Annotated in this window: 8 protein-coding genes and 1 pseudogene; 5 read left to right on the top strand and 4 right to left on the bottom strand. The window is 44.0% G+C overall.

The genetic code is table 11. The features are described 5' to 3' along the window. Positions 1–412 precede the first annotated feature (412 nt). The 4 genes and pseudogenes from AACU59_RS09495 to AACU59_RS09480 all read right to left on the bottom strand — a co-directional run bounded on the left by AACU59_RS09495 (position 413) and on the right by AACU59_RS09480 (position 4,074). Positions 413–1,723: a type II toxin-antitoxin system HipA family toxin gene (locus tag AACU59_RS09495; protein WP_094145463.1), complete on the bottom strand. Its 1,311-nt coding sequence runs from the start codon at positions 1,721–1,723 to the stop codon at positions 413–415. 173 nt (positions 1,724–1,896) lie between these two features. After that, a complete protein-coding gene (locus AACU59_RS09490) occupies positions 1,897–3,597 on the bottom strand; it encodes an FAD-dependent oxidoreductase (RefSeq protein ID WP_094145464.1) in 1,701 nt (566 codons plus the stop codon). 110 nt (positions 3,598–3,707) lie between these two features. Further along, positions 3,708–3,836, bottom strand: a pseudogene (locus AACU59_RS09485) (pyridine nucleotide-disulfide oxidoreductase); the annotation flags it as partial. A gap of 52 nt (positions 3,837–3,888) precedes the next feature. Beyond that, positions 3,889–4,074: a YgaP family membrane protein gene (locus AACU59_RS09480; protein WP_017042380.1), complete on the bottom strand. Its 186-nt coding sequence runs from the start codon at positions 4,072–4,074 to the stop codon at positions 3,889–3,891. 132 nt (positions 4,075–4,206) lie between these two features. Here AACU59_RS09480 and AACU59_RS09475 point away from each other — a divergent pair, with 132 nt between their 5' ends. Genes AACU59_RS09475 through AACU59_RS09455 form a run of 5 tightly spaced genes read left to right on the top strand, consistent with a single transcriptional unit; the run spans position 4,207 to position 9,688 of the window. Then, on the top strand, positions 4,207–4,536 hold the full coding sequence (locus AACU59_RS09475) for an ArsR/SmtB family transcription factor (protein WP_017042381.1): 330 nt from the start codon (positions 4,207–4,209) through the stop codon (positions 4,534–4,536). 30 nt (positions 4,537–4,566) lie between these two features. Then, positions 4,567–4,986 (top strand): YeeE/YedE family protein, encoded by a 420-nt coding sequence (locus AACU59_RS09470; protein ID WP_094124922.1) that lies wholly within the window; start codon positions 4,567–4,569, stop codon positions 4,984–4,986. A 10-nt stretch (positions 4,987–4,996) separates the two neighbouring features. Further along, the gene (locus AACU59_RS09465) at positions 4,997–5,455 is read left to right on the top strand and encodes a YeeE/YedE family protein (RefSeq protein ID WP_017042383.1); all 459 of its coding nucleotides are present in this window, start codon (positions 4,997–4,999) and stop codon (positions 5,453–5,455) included. A gap of 56 nt (positions 5,456–5,511) precedes the next feature. Continuing rightward, complete coding sequence (locus AACU59_RS09460; protein ID WP_443280439.1) at positions 5,512–6,531, top strand: efflux RND transporter periplasmic adaptor subunit; 1,020 nt, start codon at positions 5,512–5,514, stop codon at positions 6,529–6,531. 1 nt (position 6,532) lies between these two features. Continuing rightward, positions 6,533–9,688, top strand: coding sequence for an efflux RND transporter permease subunit (locus AACU59_RS09455; RefSeq protein WP_161437533.1), 3,156 nt, complete (start codon positions 6,533–6,535; stop codon positions 9,686–9,688). The last annotated feature ends 48 nt before the right edge of the window (positions 9,689–9,736 follow it).

Here is a 9,736-nt window from a genome sequence, read left to right as displayed (position 1 = left end):
CATGTGAAATTATTGGAATAAGTATAATACCCCCTGATTGAATAAAATCTAAAAAAAGTTCGCATTATGAGATTTATGTGTGCGGGCTTCACTGGCAAAGCGATTCTCCCTCACCATCTTCACACACGGCCAGACGGACAAGCCGCCCTCGGTGCGGAATCACTATTTAACTCGCCCACCATTTGCTGTCGTTCAGGCCAGAGGCAAACTCTCAACATAATTCCATATACAAAGTGCGCACTGTACGAATAAGTGCTAATTGGCAAATTTGCCTTATAAAAATTTATTCATTAATCGCTAATATTAGAATTCCTGAAACACATTTGTGTCCATCTTCGAGCTAGCTGGTTGTAGCTAGATCAGATTTGTCCATCCAGACTCATTTTTTCAAAGACCGCTATCCCCTGATTGGCTAGAGCTTTATTTTGACAAGTATCCGAAGAGCGTTGCTGACAATTGAATCTATGATATAAGCAGGAAAGTTGTTGGGTAGCTGGTTAACGGTTTGCTCAATAGCAATTGGAAAAGAGTTAACAAACTCGTCAAGTATCTCTTGCATTCGAACTGTGCAGAAACCAACGGTTTCTGCTGTTGCAATAAAGTGACGCGGATAGATTTTTTCTAAATGCCACTTATTGCCACTTGAAGTGGATTTGAGAGCCATCGCTAGTTTTAGTTTACGTGTGTTAATGCCTCTGCCACTTGATGTGGGGAAGGCTGACATAATATCGTAGAAGGGGGTTAGCCTATAAGCTCCATTGGCCTCAATAAAAATTGAAAAATTTTTTGCATGCCCGTCGGTTGCACCGATCAACCATTGAAATACTTGAAAGCGCATAAAATCGTCGCAGTCGTTGTCTGCGCATCTAGAACGACTAAGTAGTTGCATGATTTCTTTAATACCAACACCACCATCACTCTGATATTTCAATCGTGAGGGAAGCGAGAATACTTGGCACATGTCTTCTTGAGCCAATCGAATAAGTGACTTCCCATCTTGTGAACAGTGTCTATCGAAACGTTCAATAACTAGAGCTTTCATTCCTTCAACTTCTAAGATCTCAATCTTTGGAACTTGGAAGCCCATTGCTTCTGCAAGTTTTATACAGAAATACTCATTTTCAACGCTCCCCGTCATATCAAGTGTTGCCGCTGGCTGCTGAATAAAACCGATCGGAAATTTGAGAATGTGAGTGCTTGGGTAATCAAAACTGGGTAAAAACCAATCATTTTTGAATTTAACTAGCGCAGTTTTCTCTTGCGCCCCAGATATTGTAATGCGGAAGTCGTGTTTATTGGACATGCCAAGAGGGAACTGATACTCATGAGCCGTAACTATATTGTGTAAATTACGAACTGAAAGTGGTTCCAGCCGAGTTGAAGCAAGACCATTATGTACTTCATTTGCTGGCAGCAATGAAAGTGAGCCAACACAATCGCGACCGATTGCATGCAATAAATCAAACACGTCTGTTGAGTCGGTGTTATAGCGACGCTCTATGTTCCTACGTGTTGAAGTTAAATCTGGCAACAGATTATCAAAATAATTTGCTACAGGGTCATCTTTTAACGGTTGGCTTTGAAGTGGAAGAGATAGAGAAATTGGGTAGGCGTTCGGCTGAGCTAACCATTTCTCATCGTAGCAAAATTGCATTGGGCTATCGGTAGTCTTGGTTAGATGGCCAACTTTGGTGTTGTTGATGTATGCAAGTAACATAGTCATCTGTTTCTTCTGAAGGAAAATGGAGATGGAGAGGTGTTACCTAAATCATACAATTAGTTGATAAAATAGCTAGAACCGATTTTACAGCGCAGTCAGACTGACTATTGAAGGAGAGGGCTAGTTATACAACAGCCAGCAATATGATTACTGGCCATCAATTTTGTTAACAGTAATTACATCTTTGCGTGGCAGTAAGTACGATAACCACCAATCAAATTACGTGCTTTAAAACCGTTGTTGACTAGTTGACGATAAGCGACGTTACCGCGTAACCCAACTTGGCAGTAAATAACAATTTCTTTGTCTTTTGGTAGTTCGTTCATACGTTGACGAAGTTGGTCAACAGGAATGTTAACTGCGCCTGGTAGGTAACCGTTTTGTAGTTCGCCTGGATTACGTACATCAAGAAGAACTTGGTCTTCAGATAAATTATCAATTTCATCATAATGAATCACAGTTGCGTCACCTTTGATGATGTTGTTTGCGACAAACGCAGCTTGGTTGATCACATCTTTTGCACTGCCGTAAGGTGGCGCGTAAGTCAATTCTAAGTGTTGGAGTTGATCTACCGTCATACCTGCGCGTTGAGCAACCGCCATAACGTCGATACGCTTATCAATACCGTCTTTACCAACTGCTTGAGCACCGTAAATTTTGCCAGACTTAGGATCGAACAACATTTTGAATGAAACAATCTCAGCGCCAGGGTAGTAACTCGCGTGGCTTGCGGTGTGGACGTAAACTTTTTCGTATTCAATGCCTGCGCGTTTAAGCTGTTTCTCATTTTTACCAGTGGAAGCCACAGCAAGGTCGAAGATCTTACAAATCGCCGTACCTTGTGTACCTTGATAAGTCTCGTTCCGACCTAACATGTTATCGGCCGCCATACGACCTTGACGGTTTGCAGGGCCAGCAAGAGGTACTAAGGTTTGGCCACCAGTTACAAAATCTTTTTCTTCAACAGCGTCACCCACTGCGTAGATACTTGGATCGCTCGTTTGCATGTATTCATTAGTATAGATACCACCAAGTGCCCCAATTTCTAATTCCGCTTCTTTCGCTAATTTAGTTTCTGGGCGCACACCAATAGCCATGATTAAGATATCAGTGGTTAATGTTTCACCGTTGTTGAGGGTAAGATTCAGTTCACCCTCAATATGTTGTTTATTTTCATCCTCACCAGAACTAAAGCTCGCGATATGTTCATTCGGTACATACTCGATAGCTTGAAGGGCAACTCCCAATTTTAGGTCAATGCCTTTTTGGCGAATTTCAACATGAGCAAAGCCCGCCATTTCTTTATCAACAGGTGTCATCACTTGATCTGCCATCTCGATGAGAGTGGTTTTAATGCCAAGCTGGTGGAAGGCTTCCATCATTTCTAGACCAATGAATCCACCACCAACAACAGTCGCGTGATCGGGCTTGTTCATCTGAATCGTTTGAATGATACGATCCATGTCTGGAATGTTACGCAATGAATGAGTAAGTGGGTTATCAATGCCTGGGATTGGCGGGACAATTGGGCCTGCACCTGGGCTAAGTAACAGGAAGTCATAATTTTCTTCATACTCACTATCATCAATCAGGTTCTTAACAGTAACGAGTTTGTTGTGGCGGTCGATAGATATGACTTCATTCATTACACGAACGTCAACATTAAATCGAGCTAAAAAGCTTTCTGGTGTTTGTAGTAATAATTTACTGCGATCTTTGATATCGCCGCCTATGTGATAGGGCAATCCGCAGTTTGCGAACGAGACGAAGCTTCCTCGCTCAAACATTATGATTTGGGCATCTTCACTAAGCCTTCTGGCTCTTGCTGCTGCTGAAGCTCCGCCAGCGACACCACCGACGATTAAAATTTTAGTCATATCTTAATATTCTCTACTCTGTAAATTATTACTAAAGTGAATTTAGGTTGGAAAACCGTTAGTTGCTAGCTGTGACCACAACTATCAAATTACAAAATGTCGTCAATCATACAGTTGACTAATGAAACGAAGGGGCCCCGCTCAAACATAATGATTTCAGCTTCTTCGCTGAGTCGACGAGCACGAGCCGCTGCGGATGCACCACCCGCGACACCACCAATAATCACAATCTTAGTCATAACTTACTCCAGTAAAATTAAACAAAAGCGGCATGGTAAGGTAAGTAAATCCTCAGTGCAGGCCAAGCTTTTTCAAGAAAAAGGCCGCTGGACAAATCCCTGTGAAAGCGCTTTGAATTAAGTTCACTCCAACAAATACCGTTAGCCAAATAAAGTTTGAATGGACAAACACAGTTAAAACGATCGACAGCAGTACCATGCTGCCCGCCAATATTCTTACCCCATTTTCAATCGTCATGTTGTTACCCTCCGTTGTAAATTAAAGTCACTATAAATCCATTGATTAGTAATGTCTAATGTTAATTTATCTAATTTTGAATAAGCTAAATAAGCGTTGACTAAATCTTGTTTATTAGTATTATCTAATTAAATGCAATGCGAAGGGGGAATGATGGAGATCACATCAGTCAATGTGGAGCAAATGAAAACAAATGCGATAGAGGTTTCAGAGTTGCTTAAAACGATGGCCCACCCTGAGCGTTTGATGGTGCTTTGCCAGTTAATTAATGGTGAGGTGGGCGTTGGAGAATTGCAGCAAAGCTCGATGTTAAGTCAATCAGCCTTTTCGCAACATTTAACCGTACTTCGTAAGCAAAATATGATCAAAGCAAGAAAGGAGTCGCAGCAAGTCTTCTATTCGCTATCGGATCCGCGGGTTGTACAGCTTATTCAAAGTTTGCAGACCATTTTTTGTAATTAGTTCATTTGTCATAGGTTAAAAGGATAAATAATGTTGTTTTCTGTTCCTTGGGAATCGTTGTTAGGTGGTGTTTTACTAGGGATATCGACTTCACTCATGTTGCTGTTTAACGGCAAAATTGCTGGGATAAGTGGGGTATTAACGGGATTGATGACGCCTAAAACGCGTGATTTTGCATGGCGTTTGTTATTTGCACTTGGCATGGTAACTGGTGGTGCTATTGCCGTTTGGTTTTTAAATGCACAAGTGCCGCAAACTTTTAACTTTAATAACGGTGTTTTGGCGCTTGCTGGCCTATTAGTTGGGGTAGGAACTCGATTAGGAAATGGTTGCACCAGTGGCCATGGCATCTGTGGTGTTGGCCGACTATCCACTCGCTCTATTGCGGCGACAGGGACCTTCATGGGCGTTGCTGCCATTACTGTGTTTGTACGCCTTCATCTTCTATAAGTGAGTCAAAATGAATCAGATGTTGTTTAGATTAACCTCGTTAGTGGCAGGTGTTTTGTTTGGTGCGGGTATGGTTATCTCAGGAATGGCCAATCCAGCCAAAGTCGTAGGTTTTTTGGATGTGGCTGGTGCTTGGGATCCAAGCTTAATGTTTGTGATGGGAGGCGCATTGGCCGTTTTTATGCCGACCTATTTCATCGTTATTAAAGCAAGACAGCAGCCTATAAACGCAGAAAAATTCTGTTTAGCGACGACTCGCAGTGTTGATACCCGGCTTATCTCTGGTGCTGCGATTTTTGGGTTAGGTTGGGGATTAGTGGGCATTTGTCCAGGGCCAGCACTATCAAGCCTTGCACTGGGTAATATTGAGGTATGGCTATTCTTTGTCTCAATGATGGTTGGGCTTGGTGCAACTAATTTGTTGATCTGCATTAAGAATAATAAACAACAGCAAACGCAAACGGCTTAATCTAACTAGAATTCAATAAGCAAGTGGAATCGTAACGATCAACATGAGGGATGGGTATGAAAAGGCGAATTTGGATTGCGTGTATTGCCTTAATCACGAGCGGTTATTGGGCCGTTGGCTATGCTGATGATCGTTATATCGTGACCTATGAGCAGATACCACAGCAGATTGCATTCGAAGGTGTTGTCCAGCCAGTTAACAAAGGGACAGTTGCGGCTCAAACCTCTGGTCGAGTCGTTGGTGTGTATGTCGACGTTAACGATTTTGTTAAAAAGGGCGAGGTGCTATTAGAAATCAGCGCTATTCAGCAATCGGCTTCTTTAGACGCATCTCAAGCTCAGTTAACCAGTGCAGAGGCTCGAAATCGTGAAGCTCAAGCTCAACTAAAGCGTTATCGACTGCTGTTTCCTAAAGGTGCGATTTCACAAGATCAAATGGATGGCGCTGAAGCTCAAGCTCGAAGTGCTGCTGCGGCCGTCAAGGCGGCAAAAGCCGCGGTCGTGCAGGCGAAGGAGTCACTTGGATACACCAATATTACCGCCCCTTATGATGGTGTCGTGACGGAGCGACATGTAGAGCTGGGTGAAACGGTGGCTCCGGGTACTGCGCTGCTCAGTGGTTTCTCATTCAATGAGTTGCGTGTTGAAACGGCTATTCCGCAGCGCTATCAGCCTGCAGTCACCAATGTTGCTCAATTCCAAGTCATTATGCCTACGGGTGATAAAATAACCCCAATCGATTACAGCTTATTCAGTTATGCCGACCCTCAATCACATACATTCAAAATCCGTCTTGAGCTGCCTCGTGCAGCTCAAACTGACAAGCTCGGGCAAGTGATGCCAGGAATGTGGGTCAAGACAGAGTTTAATTATGGTCAACGTGAGGTGATGCTCATTCCTGTTGCCGCTGTGATTCGCCGAGCAGAACTGAGTGCCGTATATCGCATCGTTGATGATAAACGACTGCTAAATCCAGTGCGATTAGGGCAAACCTATGGTGAATATGTGGAAGTATTATCTGGCTTGGAACAAGGCGATACGGTCGCAAGCCGTGTATTTACACAAGTAGGTGAGTGATATGGATAATCGTTTAGGCGTCTCAGGACGTATTGCCAAAGCTTTTCAGACTTCAGCGATGACGCCGTTGCTCGCGATTGTTGGGTTACTGATGGGCGTTTTTGCGGTAATGGTTACTCCTAAAGAAGAAGAGCCGCAAATCGATGTGACCTTTGCCGATGTGTATATTCCTTTTCCCGGATCTTCTCCGGCGGAAGTGGAAAGTTTAGTGACGAACCCAGCAGAGCAGATCATCTCTGAAATTGAGGGAATTGATAAAATTTACTCTTTTTCGCAACCCGATGGTGCGATGATTGTGGCTATCTTTGATGTCGGCGTCCCTAGAAACGACGCCGTGGTTCGTATTTATAATAAACTCTATTCCAATAAAGATTGGATGCCAAAAGGCGTTGGGGTGGGCGAGCCGATCATCAAACCTAAAGGCATTGAAGATGTGCCTATCGTCAGCATTACGTTATCCGATAAAACGGGCACTTTGGACAACCAACAGTTAACGCAAGTGGCCCATGGTTTAGAAACAGAGCTCAAACGCATTGATGGTACACGAGATATTTATACGATAGGTCGCCACCCTACTATTGTTGATGTACGTTTAGACCCCGTTAAAATGAACAGCTTTGGCATCACGTTAGATCAACTGAATCAGCATCTTCCTGCGGCGAACTACAGCTCTCCAATGTTGAAACTGACGCATGAAAATCAGCAGTTTCCCATCCAAATTGGTCAGTTTTTAACAAAAGTTGAAGAAGTAAAGCAATTGGTGATTGGGCTGCATAACCAGACACCGGTATATTTAGCGGATGTCGCTGCGGTTCAATTGGGTGTTGATACACCAACCCAACAAGTTTGGACCAGTGATAAGCAAGGTATTTATCCAGCAGTTACTTTAGCCATCGCTAAAAAAGGAGGCGAAAACGCCGTTCGTGTGGCTGAGATGGTTGAAGCTCGAGTTGCAGAACTTGAAAATCAGTTAATTCCACACGGAATCAGTGTTGAAATCACGCGTGACTACGGGAAAACCGCCGCCGATAAAAGTAATACATTGATCGCCAAATTGATTTTTGCGACCACGGCGGTTGTTATTTTGGTGGTCATTGCGATGGGATGGCGCGAGGCTATCGTGGTCGGTATGGCTATTATTGTCACCTTGATGATGACACTGTTTGCATCATGGGCATGGGGTTTTACACTCAACCGGGTCTCGCTTTTTGCGTTAATTTTCTCTATTGGTATTTTAGTGGACGATGCCATTGTTGTTGTGGAAAATATCCACCGTCATATGGCGTTAGGTAAGCGCAAACTGGTGGATCTCATTCCTACGGCGGTTGATGAAGTGGGTGGACCTACAATCCTTGCCACCTTAACCGTGATTGCCGCACTGTTGCCAATGGCCTTTGTCTCTGGGCTTATGGGCCCGTATATGAGCCCAATTCCCATCAATGCTTCGATGGGAATGCTGATTTCATTGGCGGTTGCATTTGTTTTTTCACCTTGGTTAGCGGCCAAGTTTCTTAAGCCTTCATCGCATCAAGCACAATCTCAATCAACTCAAGGCATCTTTCACCGAATCATGAACCCGTTTGTGGTCTCGGCTGCACAAAGACGTAACCGGCTTTTCTTGATGCTTGCGGTATTTGCGCTTATTGCTGGTTCCCTGTTATTGCCAATCACTAAGGCCGTGGTTTTAAAAATGCTGCCTTTCGATAATAAATCAGAGTTTCAAGTGGTATTGGATATGCCTGAAGGGGCATCACTTGAGAAAACGCAACGCGTTTTATTTGAACTTGGCGCGGTGTTAAATAGCGTGCCTGAAGTCAGTGGGTATCAGATTTACGCAGGTACAGCCGCACCGATCAACTTCAATGGCCTTGTGCGTCATTATTTTATGCGTAATCAAGCCAACCAAGGTGATATTCAGGTGAACCTATTAGGGCGAAAAGAGCGCGATAAAGATAGTCATACGATTGCAAGTGAAGTACGCCCCAAGCTTAATGAGGTTGCCAGCCGATTTGGCGGTAAAGTCAAAGTCGTTGAAGTTCCACCGGGGCCACCCGTTTGGTCACCTATTTTAGCGGAAGTGTATGGTCCGACACATGATATTCGGGCACAAGCGGCAAGGATGCTACGCGGGATCTTCCACGAAACAGCGGACATTGTCGATATCGATATGTATCTACCGGAAGTGCATCAAAAATGGCAAGTAGTGATTGATCGCAGCAAAGCGTCACACTATCAAGTACCTTATGCTTCGATAGTCGATGCTTTGGCGACGGCCGTCGGTGGCAAGCCGATCACCTATTTGCACAGTGAGCACAGCAAGTACCCGATCCCGATTCAAGTGCAAGCTAGTGAAAACGTCAAAGTCCGATTAGATCAAGTGTTGAACATGAAAGTAGCGAGCACGGCGGGTAGTGCATATCCATTGTCTGATTTAGTCACTATTCGCCAAACTCAAATGGATGACTACATTGTGCATAAAAACCTGTTACCAATGGTGATGGTGGTGGCGGATATGACGGGTGAAACAGACAGCCCCTTATACGGTATGTTTGATATGGCGTTCAACATTAATGCACTTGGTCTATCTGTGGAACAGTATTATACCCACCAACCTACAGGGTTAAATGGTGTCGAAATATTCTGGGATGGTGAATGGACGATCACTTATGAAACATTCCGCGACATGGGCATTGCCTACGCGGTTGGGATGATCCTTATTTACTTACTGGTTGTCGCGCAGTTTAGGTCCTACCTTGTTCCGTTGATCATTATGGCTCCAATCCCGCTGACGATTATCGGCGTCATGCCCGGCCATGCGTTACTTGGTGCTCAGTTCACCGCCACGTCGATGATTGGGATGATTGCGTTAGCAGGGATTATTGTGCGTAACTCTATCTTGCTGGTTGATTTCATTAATCAGCAGGTTGAAGAAGGCGTGGCATTTTCCGAAGCGGTTATTCAGTCTGCGGCTGTTCGTGCTAAGCCCATCATGCTTACCGCTTTAGCGGCCATGATCGGGGCGGTATTTATTTTAGATGATCCCATTTTTAATGGCTTAGCTATTAGCCTGATTTTCGGCATCTTTGTTTCTACCGTCTTAACTTTATTGGTGATACCTGTATTGTATTACGTTGTAATGTATCGACGTTTTGGCTAATTCACAAATAGAATGACTGAGACCAGCAGAAAGGCGCTGAATATTCAG

It is taken from the genome of Vibrio sp. V23_P3S9T160 (assembly GCF_963886625.1).
Taxonomy (GTDB): Bacteria; Pseudomonadota; Gammaproteobacteria; order Enterobacterales; family Vibrionaceae; genus Vibrio; species Vibrio anguillarum.
The sequence above is the reverse complement of the archived record's forward strand: the minus strand, read 5'-3'. Positions and strand labels throughout refer to the sequence as shown.

Excerpts from the sequence above, each read along its gene's own strand:
- AACU59_RS09495 (WP_094145463.1), bottom strand. The coding sequence starts at position 1,723 with ATGACTATGTTACTTGCATACATCAACAACACCAAAGTTGGCCATCTA.
- AACU59_RS09490 (WP_094145464.1), bottom strand. The coding sequence starts at position 3,597 with ATGACTAAAATTTTAATCGTCGGTGGTGTCGCTGGCGGAGCTTCAGCA.
- AACU59_RS09480 (WP_017042380.1), bottom strand. The coding sequence starts at position 4,074 with ATGACGATTGAAAATGGGGTAAGAATATTGGCGGGCAGCATGGTACTG.
- AACU59_RS09475 (WP_017042381.1), top strand. The coding sequence starts at position 4,207 with ATGCAATGCGAAGGGGGAATGATGGAGATCACATCAGTCAATGTGGAG.
- AACU59_RS09470 (WP_094124922.1), top strand. The coding sequence starts at position 4,567 with ATGTTGTTTTCTGTTCCTTGGGAATCGTTGTTAGGTGGTGTTTTACTA.
- AACU59_RS09465 (WP_017042383.1), top strand. The coding sequence starts at position 4,997 with ATGAATCAGATGTTGTTTAGATTAACCTCGTTAGTGGCAGGTGTTTTG.
- AACU59_RS09460 (WP_443280439.1), top strand. The coding sequence starts at position 5,512 with ATGAAAAGGCGAATTTGGATTGCGTGTATTGCCTTAATCACGAGCGGT.
- AACU59_RS09455 (WP_161437533.1), top strand. The coding sequence starts at position 6,533 with ATGGATAATCGTTTAGGCGTCTCAGGACGTATTGCCAAAGCTTTTCAG.